The 18,556-nt window shown below is 64.2% G+C and carries 15 protein-coding genes and 4 tRNA genes; 6 read left to right on the top strand and 13 right to left on the bottom strand.

The window, feature by feature from the left end; translation table 11 throughout:
• Positions 1-146 precede the first annotated feature (146 nt).
• A complete protein-coding gene (locus tag KB201_RS05325; RefSeq protein ID WP_065631732.1) occupies positions 147-1,628 on the top strand; it encodes a PE-PPE domain-containing protein in 1,482 nt (493 codons plus the stop codon).
• A 481-nt stretch (positions 1,629-2,109) separates the two neighbouring features.
• Here the strand turns inward: KB201_RS05325 and KB201_RS05320 are convergent, their stop codons facing one another.
• From KB201_RS05320 to KB201_RS05305, 4 genes are all read right to left on the bottom strand, one after another.
• Positions 2,110-2,352: a hypothetical protein gene (locus KB201_RS05320; RefSeq protein ID WP_065630940.1), complete on the bottom strand. Its 243-nt coding sequence runs from the start codon at positions 2,350-2,352 to the stop codon at positions 2,110-2,112.
• A 179-nt stretch (positions 2,353-2,531) separates the two neighbouring features.
• Positions 2,532-2,608: transfer RNA gene (locus KB201_RS05315), tRNA-Phe, on the bottom strand.
• A gap of 33 nt (positions 2,609-2,641) precedes the next feature.
• Positions 2,642-2,718: transfer RNA gene (locus KB201_RS05310), tRNA-Asp, on the bottom strand.
• 47 nt (positions 2,719-2,765) lie between these two features.
• Positions 2,766-2,838: transfer RNA gene (locus KB201_RS05305), tRNA-Glu, on the bottom strand.
• 182 nt (positions 2,839-3,020) lie between these two features.
• Here KB201_RS05305 and KB201_RS05300 point away from each other — a divergent pair.
• The 3 genes from KB201_RS05300 to KB201_RS05290 all read left to right on the top strand — a co-directional run bounded on the left by KB201_RS05300 (position 3,021) and on the right by KB201_RS05290 (position 6,021).
• Positions 3,021-3,096 (top strand) — tRNA-Lys (locus KB201_RS05300).
• Positions 3,097-3,472: 376 nt separating this feature from the next.
• Positions 3,473-5,107 (top strand): VWA domain-containing protein, encoded by a 1,635-nt coding sequence (locus tag KB201_RS05295; RefSeq protein WP_211538550.1) that lies wholly within the window; start codon positions 3,473-3,475, stop codon positions 5,105-5,107.
• 50 nt (positions 5,108-5,157) lie between these two features.
• The gene (locus KB201_RS05290) at positions 5,158-6,021 is read left to right on the top strand and encodes an SGNH/GDSL hydrolase family protein (RefSeq protein ID WP_249145107.1); all 864 of its coding nucleotides are present in this window, start codon (positions 5,158-5,160) and stop codon (positions 6,019-6,021) included.
• Positions 6,022-6,066: 45 nt separating this feature from the next.
• Here the strand turns inward: KB201_RS05290 and KB201_RS05285 are convergent, their stop codons facing one another.
• From KB201_RS05285 to KB201_RS05265, 5 genes are all read right to left on the bottom strand, one after another.
• On the bottom strand, positions 6,067-7,470 hold the full coding sequence (locus KB201_RS05285; RefSeq protein WP_211538549.1) for a lipase family protein: 1,404 nt from the start codon (positions 7,468-7,470) through the stop codon (positions 6,067-6,069).
• 517 nt (positions 7,471-7,987) lie between these two features.
• A complete protein-coding gene (locus KB201_RS05280) occupies positions 7,988-8,323 on the bottom strand; it encodes a LuxR C-terminal-related transcriptional regulator (RefSeq protein WP_211538548.1) in 336 nt (111 codons plus the stop codon).
• 157 nt (positions 8,324-8,480) lie between these two features.
• On the bottom strand, positions 8,481-9,524 hold the full coding sequence (locus KB201_RS05275; RefSeq protein WP_211538547.1) for a hypothetical protein: 1,044 nt from the start codon (positions 9,522-9,524) through the stop codon (positions 8,481-8,483).
• Positions 9,524-10,741 carry a sensor histidine kinase gene (locus KB201_RS05270; protein ID WP_211538546.1) on the bottom strand — a complete coding sequence of 406 codons (1,218 nt, stop codon included), beginning with the start codon at positions 10,739-10,741 and terminating at the stop codon, positions 9,524-9,526. Before KB201_RS05270 ends, KB201_RS05275 begins: the two co-directional genes overlap by 1 nt.
• The gene (locus KB201_RS05265; protein ID WP_211538545.1) at positions 10,702-11,367 is read right to left on the bottom strand and encodes a response regulator transcription factor; all 666 of its coding nucleotides are present in this window, start codon (positions 11,365-11,367) and stop codon (positions 10,702-10,704) included. The genes KB201_RS05270 and KB201_RS05265 overlap by 40 nt, the downstream gene beginning before the upstream one ends.
• 231 nt (positions 11,368-11,598) lie before the next feature.
• Between KB201_RS05265 and KB201_RS05260 the strand changes: the two genes are divergently transcribed.
• On the top strand, positions 11,599-12,438 hold the full coding sequence (locus tag KB201_RS05260) for an SGNH/GDSL hydrolase family protein (protein ID WP_211538544.1): 840 nt from the start codon (positions 11,599-11,601) through the stop codon (positions 12,436-12,438).
• 168 nt (positions 12,439-12,606) lie between these two features.
• On the opposite strand, the gene KB201_RS25150 is transcribed toward KB201_RS05260, so the two are convergent.
• Positions 12,607-14,127, bottom strand: coding sequence for an O-antigen ligase (locus tag KB201_RS25150; RefSeq protein ID WP_211538543.1), 1,521 nt, complete (start codon positions 14,125-14,127; stop codon positions 12,607-12,609).
• A gap of 384 nt (positions 14,128-14,511) precedes the next feature.
• Here KB201_RS25150 and KB201_RS05250 point away from each other — a divergent pair, with 384 nt between their 5' ends.
• Complete coding sequence (locus KB201_RS05250; RefSeq protein WP_211538542.1) at positions 14,512-15,159, top strand: class I SAM-dependent methyltransferase; 648 nt, start codon at positions 14,512-14,514, stop codon at positions 15,157-15,159.
• A gap of 149 nt (positions 15,160-15,308) precedes the next feature.
• Here the strand turns inward: KB201_RS05250 and KB201_RS25230 are convergent, their stop codons facing one another.
• The 3 genes from KB201_RS25230 to KB201_RS05235 form a co-directional block, all read right to left on the bottom strand.
• Positions 15,309-15,611 (bottom strand): hypothetical protein, encoded by a 303-nt coding sequence (locus KB201_RS25230; RefSeq protein ID WP_374193892.1) that lies wholly within the window; start codon positions 15,609-15,611, stop codon positions 15,309-15,311.
• 508 nt (positions 15,612-16,119) lie between these two features.
• Complete coding sequence (locus KB201_RS05240) at positions 16,120-17,577, bottom strand: polysaccharide biosynthesis tyrosine autokinase (RefSeq protein WP_282958886.1); 1,458 nt, start codon at positions 17,575-17,577, stop codon at positions 16,120-16,122.
• 207 nt (positions 17,578-17,784) lie between these two features.
• A complete protein-coding gene (locus KB201_RS05235) occupies positions 17,785-18,378 on the bottom strand; it encodes a WecB/TagA/CpsF family glycosyltransferase (protein WP_282958885.1) in 594 nt (197 codons plus the stop codon).
• Positions 18,379-18,556 lie beyond the last annotated feature (178 nt).

Here is an 18,556-nt window from a genome sequence, read left to right as displayed (position 1 = left end):
CCCCTGATCGGGTGAAAACTAGCCGGTAACTTGTCCTTCTTCCTTGCGGCTGCGAACATTTGACGTGGTTTCACGATCGTGGAGACCGAATCAAACATGCCAATGGCCGGTGATCAGGTCGGCGGCGGGGGCAAGGGCGGGAAGACATGAACGGATTTCGACGGACGCTGCGCGCGTCCACGGTGGGTTGCGCGCTGTGCCTCGGCATGGTCGTACCGACTGCACTGCCCACAACCGCGTCGGCCGCGCCGGTGATTTCGGCCGAGACCCTGGCCACCATCGAGGGACTGAACGACGACGGCGTGTTCCGACCCGCGGAACCCGACGACGGGCTCGGTCCGGACTGGCTGTCGACGACGTTCCCTCATGTCAACGGGGACACAATCGTGGTAGTGACCCCCGGAACCGACGACGGCACCCTGTTCCCGCGCATCAGGGGACTCCGTGCCGGTCGTCAGGTCTTGGTCATCGAGTACCCCGAAGCACTAGGCCCCATTGTCTCGGGCCGGTCCGGCGCAGTTCTGCCGCTCTTCGCCCCGAGTTACGACGCCTCTCGGGATGTCGCCGTCGACAACAACCTCAAAGTCATGCGGGCGTTCGCACAGCAGACCGAGGGGCAGCCGTACGTCGTCTACACCGGCTACTCGCAAGGCGCCGAAGCCCTGGGCAATGCTGCGGAGATCGCGGTCGGTCAGCCGAACGGGATCGACGTCGACAACTCGACGATCCTGCTCATCTCCGATCCGCGGAGCCCGTGGGGCCTGAAGGCGTGGGCCGACAACAACGTCGTCGGTTCAGTGTTCGAACTGTTCGGCGCCGAGAGCAACGGAGCCCGCGATCCCGGCGCCACCGGCGACGATCTCCCCGTGGTTTCCGTCATCGTGGTCGGCGATCCGGTTGCCAACTTCCAGTGGCGAACGCTCAGGCCGGTGAGTTCCCTGCTCGTCAACGCGGCCGGCTTCATCGCGATCCATTCGGGCCTGGGCGAAGAGAACTACGGCAATCTCATCGACTACACCACAGCGCCGACGACGATGAAAAGCCGCGACGGCAATACGACGTACGTCGTCTATCAGCCGAAACACCACCCGCTCACGTTGGTCGCGATGATCCTCAACGACGCGGTGGGCATCGAACCGAGCGCTGCCGATCTCGAGCGGTGGGACGCGGTCAACAACGCTTTCTACCCGCTGGTGACGCCGACCGAGTCGAACGCCGCGGTGCCGGTGGAGTCTTCGTCGACCGACGACGAGGACGCGGTCACCGCGCGTCTCGCGGAACCGGCGGACCTGGGCGAACCGCTGACCGAGTCGCCCGCGCCAGCCGAGATCGAGAGCTCTGACGCCCCCGCCGAGGTGACCCCGTCCGGAGGACGCCATCGCGCACCCGAGAACGAGAACGCAGACTCGGACACAACTCCGGAATCGACCCCGTCTGAGGGCGGGCGGCACCGCCTCACCGGCAGCGGACGGCACTCCGCAGAGCCCGAGTCGGAGGACTCGGAGCCGTCTGACACAAGCTCCGATGCCGACACATCGACTCCGGCCGAGTACACCTCAGACGTGTCAGACACCGATAGTGACACCTCGTCTGATTCGAGCGACGCCGAGTCCGGTGCGGCAGCCTGACAGCTGAAAGCCGACCGACGACAACGTATCCAACGTCCCTACCGAGCCACTTGGCGGTCGCGCCGGCTCCTCGCCTCTCGGCGGAGCCGCCGACAAGTCCAGCGCGGGGCCGAGCAATCACCCCCTCGACCCCGCGCTGGTCGAACTAGCAGCCGGCCGCTGGTTGAACCGGCAACGAGCCGCCACCCCAGCTGGTTGAGCCGGCAACGAGCCGCTGGGCGAGCCGCCCACTCCCAGCTGGTTGAGCCGGCAACGAGCCGCCCACCCCCCGCTGGTTGAGCCGGCACCGAGCCGCTGGGCGAGCCGCCCACCCCCCGCTGGTTGAGCCGGCACCGAGCCGCTGGGCGAGCCGCCCACCCCCCCCGCTGGTTGAGCCGGCACCGAGCCGCTGGGCGAGCCGCCCACCCCCCCGCTGGTTGAGCCGGCACCGAGCGGAGCGAGGCGCCGAGTCGAAACCACCTGGCGACCTACATCGAGAACCTCACCCTTGCCCGATGAGGAACGCCGCCACCGCAAAGGCGATGAGCACCAACGAGATCGCGCACCCGAGCACCACTTGTTTGGCGGTCGACATGGGTGCGTACGGGTCTTTGTACTCGTACCGGTAGGTCGGTGGGCTGGAACTCTCGGCGTCGGCAGTATGCCGCGCCGAGCCGTGGCTGGGTTGTTCCGGGAATTGGGCATGTGAGGGTAGACGCGGCGTACCCCCCGGTATCGCGTTCACCGGACCATCATGCCCGCGTCACGGAGATTTCGCACCTCGCGTGCGTCGTACGATCGGGTGAATCCGTTGTGGCCGTTGCGATTCGGACCACAATCACGGCTCGAACCTTCGCGTCTCACACGTCCAGCGTTCGCTCGAACAAAGAATCCCCAGCAGTCTCAGACTGCTGGGGATCGTTGTGGTGGCCAGAGTCGGGATCGAACCGACGACCTTCCGCTTTTCAGGCGGACGCTCGTACCAACTGAGCTACCTGGCCGGAAGGTACCGGTTGACGATGAACCGAAACCTTTGGCGACCCTGACGGGACTCGAACCCGCGACCTCCGCCGTGACAGGGCGGCGCGCTAACCAACTGCGCCACAGGGCCTTGTTAAATTATCTGCGCGGTCCTCGTTGCCGAGTGCCGCGCAGGCGTACCCCCTACGGGATTCGAACCCGCGCTACCGCCTTGAAAGGGCGGCGTCCTAGGCCGCTAGACGAAGGGGGCCGGTCGTGTTCTCCGTTGGGAGCTCGCATAGCTTATGACAGGTCTCGCGCAAACCACAAATCGACTGGTCAGCCCCATAAACGAAGCATCGCGACCAGCTCGACGACACGCACACCGAGGGTCACGTTCGCACCGTTTGCACACGTTGTAAACTCATCGACGCCCCGGCTCGCCGGGGCCCTGCCCCTATAGCTCAGTTGGTAGAGCTACGGACTTTTAATCCGCAGGTCCCAGGTTCGAGCCCTGGTGGGGGCACCATCATGACGATCCGAAGAGGTCCAGTGCCGAGTTAAGCCAGGCACCGCCTCGCGGTTCCATCAAAGTGCCTATCGGCGTGCCAGACGAGCTCCCCAAGACGGACAGGTTCTGCTTGCTTGCTCATCTGAAACGCGCCGCAGTTCAGATAGACCGAATACCGACCCGATGACAGACCAGTAGTTCTGCCCGCGCGGCCGTTCTGAACCGGAGGCACGACCGCCTGCCTTCGCGCCCGAGTCGGCGCGGATTCAGTCTGGCCCTTCGCCGGGAAATGTCCGAACTCGCCTGAAGCACAGCGAGACTCGGTGTCACCTGATCGGACGAACTCTGTCTTCACGGGGCTCGTGGGACGACGGTGCCTGACTACGATTCTCAGGTGACGCTATCCGCCCGGTTGGGCTCTCTGGCCATCCTCTGTCTCCTTGTGGCCGCATGTAGCACGTCGGGCGACGGCAGCCCGAGCTCCCCGTCGGAGAGCACGACCGCGTCCGCCGACACCTCCCCTGTCGTGGTCGTGCTCGACGGATCAGAGTCGATGCTGACTGCCGACGCTCCCGGCCCCCGCATCGACGCTGCACGCGCCGCCGTGACGGATTTTGCGACGGGCCTCCCCGACGGCACACCGTTCGGACTCGTCGCCTACGGGAACACGCTCAGCGCGAAAACGACGCGCCAGGCGGCCGGCTGCCAGGACGTCACGACGATCATGGATCTGGCACCCATCGACAAGGGGGCAGCAACCGAAGCCATCGCCGGTGTCGAGGCCCAGGGATGGACCCCGCTATCGAAGGCTCTCACCCAAGGTGTCGAGCTGCTGGCGGGCAGCGGAGGGTCCGTCGTTCTGGTCTCCGATGGAGAGGCAAACTGCCCGCCCGATCCCTGCGACACGGCCCAGCAGCTGCGCGCTCGCTACCCCGACGTCACGATCAGCACCATCGGCTTTCGTGCGACAAACACCCAGCTGGAGTGCATCGCCCGCGAGGGCGGCGGTGTGTACATCACGGCAGACAACTCGCAGCAGCTCGCCGCACGGATCACCGCCGCCCGTGACGCCGACTCGGCGTCGGCGAAGCTGACCAACACCGGCCTGGCCGGGGTCAACCTGGGGTCTCGGGCCGACGAGATCCGAGCGACGACACCTGGCTTCCCGGAGCTGTCCACGGGAACCGTGGACGGCGACCGCGTAGTCGTGCGCTGGCGGGACTGCGAGTGGGTATTCGCCGACGGCGTCCTGGTCGAGATCCGCCCGCTCGGATCGGCGGTCACGACAGTCGACGGGGTGACGGTCGGCACTCCGATGAGTCGCGTCGTCGAACTGTTCGGCGAGCCGGTTCGTGACGACAAGGCCACGTCCACAGCACATTTCGCCGCAGATGAACCCCGCGGTATCGCGCTCAAGGTTTCCTACGACGGCGATGTTGCCAGCGGTACAGTCAAGACTCTCACCCTGTGCATGTGCCTGCCGAAACCGGCTTCGCAGGACGAGGCCGACAACTGCGGGCCCACAGCCGATTTCCCGAAGCTTCGGGTCGTCGCCAGGGGTGTTGATTGTCAGACCGCGCTCCGGCTCGTCGAACGTTACGTCGACGATCCTCGTACCCAACGCGGTGATCGCGGGGCTCAGATCGACGTATGGGGATGCAACATCCTCGGTGCCGCGGAAACCGAGGCGGGCGAGCCGGTCATCCGGTGCAAGCGGCCCGACGGCGCGCAGGTCACGGTCGAGGAGCCCAGAAGCGCGTCGGATGGGAACGCCACCCCGACGAAGCAGGATGTCTGCGACGCGTGGCAGCAAGTCTCGGACTTGTACCGAACCAGGAATCTGATCAACTCCCGTGGTCCTGCCGGCGGCCTGGAAGCTGTTGCCGCACTTGGCGACCTGGCCACGAGGTACCCGGACGAAGCCGTTCAGTACGAGGGCACATACCTGGCGAAGCTCGCCGGCGACGGATCGGTGACTATTTCCGCTTTCACCTCGCAGCAGAACCTGAAGGCCTTGTGCCGGGCCTGACGTACTGCCCCACCCCAGACCAGCCCCACAAAAGAACCGGAAGCACCAACATGATCGACGGCCACAGCTCCCTGATGTCCCGCGTCCGCATCGCGACTCTCGCAGCCCTCGTCTGTCTGCTCGGCACCGCGCTGGCGGTGCCGGCGACGGCGTCACCGAGTGCTCCCGCATACGTCGCGTTGGGCGACTCGCGCGCTGCCGCGCCCACCAACGGTTCCAGCCTGCGCCCAGACGGTTGCGGGCGCACACCGGACGGTTACCCGGTACACGTGGCCTCGCGACTCGGACTCGCCGTGAGGTCGGTCGCCTGCGTCAACGCCACCACTGCCAATGTCACGACGACGCCGCAGCTGACGCTCTACGGCCCGCGGCCCGTCCAAACTCGCGCGCTATCTCGCTCGACACGTCTGGTCACCCTGTCGATCGGCGGCATCGACCTGCAGTGGTGGTCGCTGGTGTCGTCCTGCTTCACAACGACATTCGGCCACGATGCGCGCTGCCGCGACAACACGTCGGTGAGCAGACGAATCGACTCGGGCCTGGCGTCGCTCGCGCCCAAGATCGACGCCACGCTGACCCAGATCCGACGACGCGCTCCCCACGCGCGGGTCGTACTCGTCGGTCACGGTGGCTACTACGGGCAGACCGGTTGCCCCGACCAAGCCAACATCAGCACCGCAGACGCCGCGTTCGTCCTCCGGTTCTTCGAGCGCTTCAACGCAGTACTCGAGAAGTCCGCCCACGCGCAGTCGGTCACCTTCGTCGACGTCGCCGGACCTGCCGCCGGACATGACGCATGCGCAGGTTCAGCTCGATGGTTCGAGGGAAACATCTTACGGTCGGCAACCCAGGTCCGCCACCCCACCCCGCTCGGCAGCAAGGCCATCGCGGACCTGGTCGTCGCGGCGCTCTGACGCCACCGCTAATCGGCCGGCGGCGACGTCGAACGGGTCGTACTGTCAGCGGCACTCACTCCGCGCGGGTTTCCCGCGCAGACGGTCGTCGAGCCACGTCAACGTGTCGGGCAGGCCGGCGAAGATCCCGGTCATGTGTTCGGCCGGGTACTCGCGGTACGACGCTGACGCCCTGAGCGCGCACTGCTCGGCGAACAGGGCGCGAGCCTGGCTCGCCGGTATCCACCACTCGTAGGTCCCGTGGTAGATCCGCAGCGGCATCGTCGCCCGGTGATCCTTCATCGAAGTGATCGCGAAAAGACGCTCGGCGACGGGTGAACGGTAAGGATCGGGGTCGGCCGACAGAACCTGGGTGGGTATGTGCGACACACCCAGGACACCCATCCCACTGGTACACAGGTCCCGCATCGGCGACGTGGCCAACCAACGCGCCGCGTTGTTCGCCATCGCGAGGACTTCGGGACGTTCCCGTGCGACACCGAGCATGGCGGCGTGGAACACCCCGGTACCGAGGTTGGCGTTCATGGCCCCGGCCAGGGAACGGTAGTCGGCCGGAACGCCGCCGTACGCCGCGCCGACGATCCGTCCGGCCTGCTCCGGGGCGTAGGAATCGGCAAGCTTCGCCGCGGCATTCGTGGCGATCGCGCCACCGGAGTATCCGTGCATGGCGATCGGTCCGGTGGCGAAGTTGTCGGGGTCGAGCCGGCCTGCCGCCCGCAACGAGTCCATGATCACGTGCGCTGCGACGTACGGTTCGGCGTACGCCATCCGGGGTCCGGTGTGGTCAGGCATGATCACCGCGTAGCCGCGGTCGAGCGCCAGCTGCGCGAACGGCGGGATGAGGTCGGTGGTGTTGGTGTCGGAGTGATAGCCGTGAGCCAGCGTGTAACCGGGCGTGCACTTCGTGCCCAGCGCCACGATCGGCGAATTGTGAACCAGCACCGGACGCGACCGCGGTCCCTTCCATGCCTTGGCAGGGACGAGAAGTGTCGCGGTACCGAAGATCGGCTGATCCCCGGCGTCGACGCTCCGGAACTTGATCTGGCGAGCCGACCGCAGCGGAACCGTCATCAGCAACTGCGCCGTGCGCATGACATCGCGAGTGGCGATCACGTCTCCGGCAGCACGGCGTGCGAGGTCGGCCGGCCATTGGTCGAAGAACCGGTCGCCGCTCGGCGAGGGCATGACCGCCTCGCGCAGTTCCTGCAGCTCGTGGGAGGCCCCGGGGGTCACCGAGCGTGCAGGTATGCGCTGCAACGTCTTCACCGGCGGTGCGGGCACAGCGGCGTCGATGGCCTCGGGAACCGCGGAGGGCGCCGGACCGAGATTCGGCGGCTCGGCCGCCACCTCCGCCGATCCTCCGATCGCGCCGATCGTCATCCCCGTCGCCATCACTGCAGCGACCGCTGCGCGCAGCGTCCAGCCCCGCAGCTTGCACCATGCCGGCATCGCCGATACTCCTTGTCATACAAGCGATCCCGGACCGGAACACCCCGCTGGTCAGCCACTTCTCGCATCGAAATCGAACCCCCGTCATGGTAAAGGGTTCGCGTGAACGGTCTGCAACGGGCTTGTTGATTGTTCGAGTCGACGACGGATGGTTCCGTGTGCGGAATCTGCGGATTAATAGTCCGTCAGCTGACGCAGCCAACTGCGTAACTAGGGGCGGACCGGCCGGCCCGGTCAGGCGAACATCAGCAACGCCGACGCCGCATACGTGCTGGCATTTTTCGAGCGATTCGACGCGATCCTCCGATCGGCCGCCGTCACCCGATCGATGACCTTCGTCGACGTGGCCTCCGCCACCGTCGGGCACGACGCCTGTCCCGGAGCGGGTCGATGGTTCGAAGGCAATTCGTCGCGGTCACAGACTCAACCCCGCCATCCGACGCCACTCGGAAGTAGAGCAATCGCAAATTTGATCCTGAACGCGCTCTGACGACGTTCAGGTCATCGCGGAGTCGCTTCAGGCGAGGTTCCGACCGTCACTCGGATGTTGTTGCCTGCGTTGCACTTCAGTTGCCTCGTCAAACAACGCAGTAAGGCTGGCAATCTCTTCGAGGGTGCAGATTCCGTCTTCGATGGCCCTGATGAGCAGGGCGATCTTCGACGGCGCGGGTCGGCCGACGACTCGGTACTTGTCGCGGATCCGGGTGAGGTGAGTATGCACCGTGGATTCACCCACGAAGAGTCGTCGGGCGGCTTGCTGCTTGGAGTCACACGCGAGCCACACGGTCAGCACCTCGACCTCGCGCTTGCTGAGGGCAGGCCGCCCTACCGAATCAAGAGCCTGAATCGTCATCGTTGCACTCCTGGAAGTCTGCTGTGGCCGATGGGAGTGACGTTAATGACGGCCGCGGTGTCCGCAACAGACCGATCTTGCGGGGGCACCCGCGTTGGTGCCACCGCCCCGGGGGGCATAGATAGTCAAGCGAACGGTCTGCGCGTATGGGTGGCGTCTACAGTCCGAAACGAGGACGCTCCCCTACCTGGCCGGCAGTGATCTCAGTGCGCCGTGTGCCGACGGCATCGGTCACGAGGACCGAGGCCACGGTTTCCCGGCCGGATGGCCACATGCGTACGCACACGCGCCCGCCCGCCGCTTCTTGCAGGGCGTGTGCGGCTGCCTCACGCACTGAGGCAATGACAGCGGGGTCCTGTTCTGGCGTACCGGAATCGTCGAGGAAGATGACCTCCACGCCCCGCTGTCGCGCGCTGTACGCGGCTTCGTCGAGTTCGAGGGTGGACAGAATCGGCGCTCTCAGCCGGTCTCGCAGGTGGGCCTCGAGTAGAGCGCACTCTCCTCGCTCTGCCGTGGTGAGGGGTTCGCCTGACGCGATCTTCTCGATCATCGGGCGGGCGAGGCGATCGAGGTGGCGTGCTTGCTTTTCGCGCTCATCGGCGCCGGCGGTTTGCGCAGCCAGTTCGGCGACGCGTTCCGTTGTCTGCGCCCGTAGCGAGAACACCGCCTTCGCCGTGGGCCGAAGAGTGAACGACAGGAGAGTCGCCATGGCCAGCGGTGCTGCGTCGATCGCTACAAAACTGATGCCGTACGCAGCGCCCCGACCGGTAGCGGCGGCCCACACGGCGAACACAAGCACCATTCCGAGCAAGCCGATCCACGGCGCGATCCGCCGGCCGCGGACATTCATGAAGCAATAGATGGATGTGCCGCCGCCGTGTATCCAGGTCTGCAGAGGCGAACTCAGAACCGCGGGGGTCGCCGACAACACAAGCGCACACGCCACCGGCCCCGAAGCGGTCAGCATCAGCGTTGTCCCGAACGGGAGAGGGTCGCCGGGAACGAGGACGAGGACGAGCGTCGCGGCTATCAGGATGACCGGTCCCAGCGCCGCCACCCAGGGAGTGATGTAACTGCTGACCGTGGCCACGGTCACGATGACCATGGCGACGAGGTAGCTACCGATGATGAGCCATGCACCGCGCGTTCGCATTCCGAGCAGGTCGCGAATATCCTCGCGCCCACCGGTCGGGCTCACCATCACCGCACCCACTCCAAGAACACACGAGTGCCGCGCATCGGCGCCGACTCGATGGTGGCGGAGCCACCGATCTGCGACATCCGTTCACGGATGCTGATGGCGATTCCGAGCCGGTCGGCCGGCACCGTCGAGGGGTCGAAACCATGCCCGTCGTCGGCTACTTCTATCTGCAGCCGGTCATCCGTGATCTCCACCGAGACAATGGTCGTCGACGCCTGAGCGTGACGGCCGCTGTTGCGGACTGCCTCTGCTGCCGCTGCCGCGACTGTACGAACCACCGTGGCGGGATAGCCGGCGTCCGAGCTGTCGATTGTGCGGCGAACCTCGAAACGTCGGGTCGGGTCCACCGTGGCCGTCACCTCGCTGAGATGCGTCAGAACAGCGTCGGGGGTCATCGTGCCGTCGGTGTCGGTGTCGCCGCGGATCCGGTCGAGCGCGTGCAAGGTGGCCTGGGCTTGAGCGGCCAACTGCGTGGAGTTCCCGCGGCGAGCAGCGACCAGCAAGGTCGCCATGACGCCGTCGTGGGTGAGTTGATTGAACCGTTGCCGCTCGTTGGCGCGAGCCTGCGACGCCGCGGCGGCCGCCGCCGTTCGATAGGCCTGCGCCCGCGTGTCATCGAGAACCGTTGCGGTACGCATCCCCATGACAGCTGCGGCGAAGTACACGAGCGAGAATGCGAACGCCCACGCCATGTCCGGAACGAACAGGCCGCTGGGCGCGACGCCGCGGGCCACGTAGTTGATCGTGATGGTGGAAACCACCACCACCACGAGCACGACGAAGGCGTAGGCCGGACGCATGGCCAGCGCGGCGGCGATCGCAGCCAATCCACAGAAGGAGAAGAACCATATGCCGGTGGTCTCGGAAAGGTGCGCGCCGTTCCAGCCGAAACCCCAGGTGGCCACCGCCATCAGATAACCGCCGGCAGCAACCCCTGCACACACTCGTAGCGCTCGAGGCGACCCTCGCCACGCGAGCGGCCCCAGCGCGAGACCGGGACCGAACACGACAGCCAGCGCGGGGACCGTCCACCACATGTGCATCACTTCCAGCGACGCGACGATGGCCGGGGCCGTGAGCACCAGGTACACCAGGTAGCCACAGGCGATGAACACAGCGAACTGCCGCAGAATCCGCTGGCCTGCGGATTCGTCGAGTGCGACGTCGCGATCAGACGCTATCTCCGCCGTCGTAGCCGCCGCGGTATCGGTAGCCATCCGTCCTCTATCGCTCGAAACATCAAATGCTGCCGGGTAGGCGCGGGTCGCCCCACTGCGGCGTACTTCGTTCTGATCCGACCGACGTAGTCACTGACCGTGTCCGGGGACAAATTCATCGATTTGGCAACCCCGGCAGTGGATTCACCCGCGGCATACAGCTCGAGGACACGTCGCAGCTGTGGTGGTAGGTCGACGAAGTCGTCGTCGGCATCGACCGCAGCCGCCCAATCCACCGTCGGCGTCTCCTCGCCCGAGAGCACCGCCCGGACGGAAGCCAGAAGCACGTCATCGTCAACGTTCTTGCGCAACACCGCTTTCACCCCCGCGCTGGCTGCCAACCGAACGAGATAGGGCTCGTCCCCGGAGGTGTAGGCAATAGCCGGGATGTCGAGTTCGGCGAGACAGTCGACGTTGCTCTGCGGTGAACTACCGTCCTCCAACCGGAGATCGAGGACGACCAGATCGAGATCGCGGGTCACTGCCAGCAACTCCGACACCGTGGCCGCGCCGGCCGCGAACACCAGGTCCGGCTGGTCACCGAGAATCGCCCGCAGCCCGGCGACGATCGACGGGTGATCATCGACGACTCCGATCCGCGCGCACTCGCGCCGTCGCACCACCATGGCGCAATCATGGCCGACGCTCCTTGACCGCGGTGGCAAAGTTGCGCGGATCACACCAGCGTCCTTTCGGGATCGCGGGTTGACTCCATCGACGCTAGCCCGTCGACGCCATGCTCTGTATCGACCGAACGGGCTGTTCTCGCTCGGCAATCGGGGCGCCATCGCAGCGGGCTGTCGGACGGCGGGCCGACCCCTCGTAACGTTCGCCGATACGGCTGGGATACTCCTGCCGTGACCCGTTTCCGCCTCGCACTCGTCGCCGTTCTCGCCATCGCGATCAGTTGTGTGTCGGTACCGTCGGTTCTCGCCGCGCCGGCGGCACCCGCTTACGTCGCGCTCGGTGACTCCCGCGCCGCGGCGCCGACCCTGACCTCGGCACAGCAACCGGACGGCTGCGGCCGTACGCGCGACGCCTACCCGAACCACCTCGCCTCCCAGCTCCGGATGAGCTTCACCTCGGTCGCCTGCATCGGCGCCACGACGGCAGACGTCGCCAGCAGTCGACAGTCGACGTCGTTCGGCCCCCGACCCATCCAGGTCAACGCACTGTCGTTGTCCACGCGACTGGTCACGCTCTCGATCGGCGGCAACGACCTCCGCTGGTGGTCAATCGTCTCTTCCTGCTTCACACCCGGGTTCGGCCAGGACGCACGGTGCCGACACGATCGGGCCATGGCCGACCGGATGACCTCCGCCCTGACAGCAGTCGCACCGAAGATCGGCGCAACGCTGAACACCATCGCCGCCCGAGCACCCCTCGCTCGCGTGGTTCTCGTCGGCCACGGCGGCTACTACGGGCGGACCGGTTGCCCCGGCCAGGCGAACATCAGCAACGCCGACGCCGCGTTCCTACAGACGTTCTTCAAGCGGTTCGACGCGATCCTCCGGACCGCCGCCGTCACCCGGTCGATGACGTTCGTGGACGTGGCCGCCGCCGCAGTCGGGCATGACTCATGCGCTGGTGCTGCCCGTTGGTTCGAGGGCAACGCCTCGCAGTCCCAGACCCAACCCCGCCACCCGACGCCGCTCGGGAGCAAAGCGATGGCAAATCTGATTGCGCGGGCGCTCTGAACGCTCCAGCTGACCGAGTAGCCCGCGTACTAGCTGCGGCGAAGCCCGCAACCGGACCGACCTTTCATTCACAGCGGTTGGCGCGAAGAAGGCGGCCGCTCCAATCGGCCCGTGCTCGTCCACCACAGCCCAGCGGCGCACCGCCAACCAGGCTCCCGGCGGAACGGCTTACGACACAACCTTGGGCAAGCCGATCTGGTTAGACGGCACCGTCTGGCTTGACGCCAATGGGGATGTTGTCTGATTCTCGTCCTGGCTTTCATCTCTGGCAAAGGCGATGAGAGCCAGGGTGAGGAAAACCCACCATGTCGGCTGTGCGTGAGCCGGGGACAGGGCGATTTCGGTGATGCTGACGATCGCCAATACAACGAGCATCGCTAGGGCTGGAGTCATTAGGACCGATTGCCGCACGTGACGTGCGAGCAGGATCGCTACCGCCACCAGGCAGCCGCCAATGAGGGCGGTCACGACCCACCCGCCATCGAGGAGGAGTTGCAAGGTCGAATTGTGTGGAGTCATGAGCCGATCGTCGCGGCCGAGTCCGCCGAATCGCCAGTAGTAGAACTGTGACGCGCCAGATTCGGCGTGGCCGTAAGCGCCGAATCCCAGCATCTGATCAACCCAGTTAGTTCGCTCGGAGTAGAAATGCAGCGACTGCGACCAGATGTAATCTCGTTGATTGAGGCTTGCGGTTTCCTCTCCAGACCGGGATAGCCACGGGAAGATATCAGTCACAGACGTGAACATTTTCTGGGTTTGCATCTGAATGCTGCTGTAGATGAACGGGACAATCAGGGTTCCCCCGACCAGCCACGGGGCCGACACGCGGAACGCGCGAGGTGCCCAAATCACAAACAATGCAAGCAGGACTGCTCCCACAAGGGAGACTCGGGTGTCGCTGAGGATTAGGATCGCAACCGCGCTGGCGAGGGGGATGACACGCAATAGGAGGTGTCGCCGCAGCAGGATCATCAGGGGTGTCGCGGCGGCAAGATACAAGCCGGCCATAGCGGGCGTGGATGCCAGTGAATTGGCAAGAGGAAAAAGTACCCGATCGCCACCGGTCAGCGCGTTCTCTAGTCCCCCAGTGCGGCTCTGCGTTGCGCCGAACCCGGCAACCCACAGCCCAACCGACACGACGAGGTAGATGCCCACTCCGTCAACCAGCGAGACGACGGCGCTGGTCCGGTTCCGCGACAGGTAAACCGCGCGAGCCAGTGTGACGCAGCCGACGACGAAGAACGCTGCCGTAGACATCGTGCTGGGGTAATTCGGTCGCAGAATGATCAGCAGTGCTGCGATCGGGATGATCGCGCAGGCTCCGGAGAGGTAAAAGCGCGATGTGTGGTCTCGCTGCCAGAAGAGGAGCACTATGAGGGTGAGCACCAAGAGCGCGAATCCGGCGGTGAAACTGACGAAAGACAAGCTCAGGATTGTGGGCATTCCCATCAAGGCAAAGTTAGGGGAGATCGGCGCACCTGTAAGTGTGTAGCGTTCGCTCAAACGACTCCAGGCCAAGTATGCGATCGCGACCCCGGCGAGCACAGCGACCGGCACGAGGAGCCAATATCCCGCCCACAGTGTTGATGCGCCGACAGCAACGGCCAACGAGCATCCCACGATGGTCGCCCAGAACAGTGGATCCAGCGACGGTCGGCGGGGTAATCGAGCTTTCAACGCAGTGACCACACGAAAACAGTCCCACACACCCGCGTGGGACGCGACACTCGCGCCGATTTGTGACCCAGGACTGTCCATAACCGGCCGTATCGGCCCGCCGCACCAGGTTGACGAGTTACCCCGACCACATCGTGACGGGTCTCCTGAGGGAACAGTTTAGGCACAGATGAATCCCCCCTCCCCGACCGCCCGAAGCACGCCAGATCAGATGCCACTTCTTCGTGCAGCAGTCCCCACCTGCACGTCGCTGTATCCGCTCGTCGCTAACACGCTGGGCTGGCGACAAGCGCTCGCGAGACAGATAGCGCTGGATCCGAGCATGCACGTCCTACAACCAGACCAATTGCACGCCTCTTTCGGACATGCATACCCCTTCCTGGCATGATGCCGCCCATGAACCATCTCAAAGACCTTGTCGTCGACCCGAACAACCCCCGGTCGCTGTCAGCACGATCCAGGAGGGGACGATGGAACAAATTCCTCGAAGAGTTCGGCGATATATCGAAGATGCGAATCATCGATCTGGGCGGCACGCCGGATTTTTGGCGAAACGTTGAAGAAAAGCCGGCACACGTCACTGTGGTAAACCTCCGCGATGCCGAAAGCAGTACACGTATTCGCGCAGTGAAGGGCGACGCATGCAACCCACCGCCCGACTTGCTCGGCGAAAATTTCGATCTTGCAATCTCCAACAGTTTACTCGAACACGTTGGTGGCCACGCGCAGCGTGCACGACTTGCGGACGTCATCCATCAATGCGCCTCGCGACACTGGGTCCAAACACCGTACCGGTATTTTCCTATCGAGCCGCACTGGATGGCTCCGGGTTTTCAGTTCCTTCCGTTCGAAGCGAGAGTCCGCCTCAGTCAGCGGTGGAAAATAGGCCACATCCGCACGCAAGATCGCAAGACTGCAATCGAGCGTGTGAACGAGATTGAATTGATCGGCATCTCACAGATGACCGACTACTTCCCGAACTCGGAGATCTGGCGAGAAAAATCACTCAGTCTAACGAAGTCAATTGTAGCTATCCAGCGATAGAAACACATAACGATCTTCGTTTGCATTGAAATACTTCACCGACTTTCGCGCAGCACGTCTGGCGTCTCCACTTTATCGTGGCCCGCCCCGCGATCGCATCCATGTCGCGATAGGGCACCATGCGGCGGTGGTACGCGCCAGGCGCGGACCTAATGCTGGTCCAGACCGGTCAACCCTTTGCCGGTTTGGAACGATTCCTCGACAGTCCAGCGTCGCCCGGCCACTCGTACAAGCTCGCCGAGAGTGGCAGGGCGCGGGCTGCAGCAGCGATAGAACGCGAGATCGCCAGTGGTGTCGTTGCGGCGGATCAGCACCGAGTACTGACCGCCGTGCGTCGGGATCCCAGTTATTGACCCATGTTCGAGAGTAGAGGCGTCGCCTTCGGCGGCGGCCTCGGTCGACAACCGCTGCCAGGCTTCACAGCGGGCGAACCGCGGCTGGATTGTGTCCATCACGGTGGCTAACCGGGCCCGCCACTACTCACGGTCTAATATCACACCCGCGGCTGGCGCGGGCCTATTTATTGACTTTCACAAACCACTAATCGCTCCCCAGCAGCCTTACTGATCAGCGCAAAAACGCCGCGGACTCTTACAATTCTCGCCAACTACGGCCGCAGACGATCTTTGGAAGGGTCCGGTCTGCGTCTGCTATGACGGTCCCCGATAACAAGTCGGGGACTGCTCCCACCGAGACGCGAAACAGGCACGCCAGCAGCAGGATAAGTAGCTATCGTCAGAACCCAGTTACGAACTGCGCTGACCGGCACCGGCCCCAATGCCAGCAGCGTCCCGCGCAAATGGGCTGGTGTCGCAAACTCGCTAATCCGGCCGGAAATGCGCGACGCCACCCTGTCTAGACCGGTCGGCCTCTTCTTCCCGGGCCCTTTTCATCCAGGTTTCGTCGCCCAGCGCCTCGTAGGGTTCATCCTTTGACCGGGGCAAGGAATTTGAGTAGTACCTACACACCGATGCGCTTCCCACGATCGTCACCAACTGGTGGATCGACTACAGCCTCGATCGCCTCTACCGACTGACCTGGCTCGCCGTAATAGCGGTACCCATACCCGTAGCCTCCGTGCCTATCGGTCGTATCGTTCAAGATCAGCCCGAGAACGGGCACCTGAGCGGCGTCCAGCTGCGAGACCGCGTTCGCTAGTTCCCGTTTATGCGTGGTTCCTGCACGAGCCACAAGCAGTGCGCCATCGACGAGTTGGGCAACCACAGCTGCATCTGTCACGGGCAGCACCGGAGGCGTATCGATGATCACGTAGTCGTAGTGCTGCGACAACTCAGCGATGCAGTCCTTCGCACGCCGGGAACCCAGTAGCTCAGCCGGATTGGGCGGGGATTGGCCTGGGCTTAATACATCGAGATAGTCGATACCGCTCGGCTGCACAAGGTCTCTCCAGGACGCCGTTCCACGAAGCACATCAGAAAGCCCTACCGAAGAATCCACTCTCAGCCGAGACGCCACTCGCGGCCTCCGCAGGTCGGCGTCCACCAACACCACGGAGTGCCCGGCCTCCGCGAGCGCGGATGCGACGTTCACTGCCGACGTCGTCTTTCCCTCGCTCTCCCGCGCACTCGTCACGACAAGGCGCGTAACGGGGCCGTTGACGCTCACGAAACTCAGATTGGTACGCAGACGACGGAACGCCTCAGCCGCCGAGGACGCGCCGACTCCGAAGTTCAACGCCCGGCCGGCACCGAGGTCTGAATCGCGAGGAACAACCGTGAGCACAGGAGAGTCAGTGAGTTCGGACAGGTCCTCCTGCGAGCGGATTTTTGTATCGAGTTGCCGCCGGATGTAAAGGACAATGCCGCCGACGGCGGTGCCAGCGACCAACCCGATCAACAGGTTCCGAAGAGCCTGCGGCGACACGGGATCGTCAGCAACCTTTGCAGGCTTTACCACCGTCAGTTTTGCCAGGGCATTACCACCACCAGAAGGCTTCTCCAATTCGGTTACAAACTCGGTCATCGCCCTCGCGACGCCGTTCGCGAGAGCTGCGGCCGTCTGCGGATTGGTGTCGTCCGCACTAACAGTTAGAAGCACAGTTTCTGGCGTCGTATCTGCGCTGAGCTTGGAACTCGCATCATCAATTGACATACTCAAGCCGCCGTATTGCAGGGCCTCAGCCAACACTGGTTCCGCAGTCACTAGTCGAGCGTACGAAGACACTCGCTGCTGGGAGGCCAGCGAGCCCTGGTACGCGCTCTGCGCATTCTCTTCAGAACCCGACGTAACATAGAGTTCCACATTTGCGCGATAGACGGGCTCCTGCAAGAGGCTCAAAAGAACTGCTGACCCCCCTCCAAGGAGTGCCGTGAGAACGACGATATACCAACCGCGTCGCAGAACCTCGAAAAAACTTTGCAGGGGACTCAATGTCTGAGAGCCCTGAGATGAAGCCATCATGGGTATTACAACCGCCAATCGAGTCAAACTGCACGGTACGCCTACGTCTAAACCAGAGCGAAACGGCATGGGGGATTGAGTAGAACATACTGCCGATCGGAGTTTGAGTTAGGTAGACGATACCGCAACTTCTTCGGACTGGCAGACCAGGACTCAGCAGGTCGAATTGATTCAGGAAACCAAGAAGGGGTGCGACTGGAGCCATCATCGAACTTTCGCGCGTTGGTTAAGTTTGGACCTCGCCACGGCAAACAAGAATCGAAGGTTACCGATCGTGTACCGTCGCCACAGCCGCCGAGGTTCGGATGCGAACCGGTAGAGCCACTCCAATCCCAAACGCTGGAATAGCACGGGCGCCTCTGGCACGGTTCCCGCCACGAAGTCGAATGCGGCTCCCACGCCGACGCACGGAGCGTTGACCCGCTCAGCCAGTAGAGCCGCGACGAGGTCCTGTTTCGGGGTGCCTAGTCCGATCCAGACGAGGTCACAGTCGTGGTGACAGACAGCCCGCGCGATGTCGTCGATGAAAGAATCGGAAACCGGCTCGAAGGGCGGCGCGTAAGCACCCCCGACCTTGACTCCCGGGTACTCATCATCGATCACTTTTGTCAAACGGGTCAGCGTCTCGTCAGTTGCACCGACGAACATGTGCCGAAGGCCGGTGTCGCGACTCTTGTCGAGCACGCGTCTGAACAAAGAGGGCCCGCGCACACGGCTTGGACGGCGCGACCCACTGAAGAGGCGCATGAACCACACCACCGGTGCCCCATCCGGGTAAGTCGAACCCACGCCCGACATGACGCGGAGGTACTCCGGCGATTTGGACGCTGAGGCCAGCGAATACGCATTCGCCAATCTCACCGGCTGCGCAACCCGCGCTCTAGCCAGGTTCAGCACTTCGTCGGCGGCGCTGTCGCACGTGGCGACCCTGAAGGGCACGGACGCGACGTCTACATAATCCCTATTCGCCATCGCG

The organism is Gordonia sp. SCSIO 19800 (assembly GCF_018132775.1).
Classification (GTDB): domain Bacteria; phylum Actinomycetota; class Actinomycetes; order Mycobacteriales; family Mycobacteriaceae; genus Gordonia; species Gordonia hongkongensis.
This window is presented reverse-complemented; position numbering and strand designations above follow the sequence as displayed.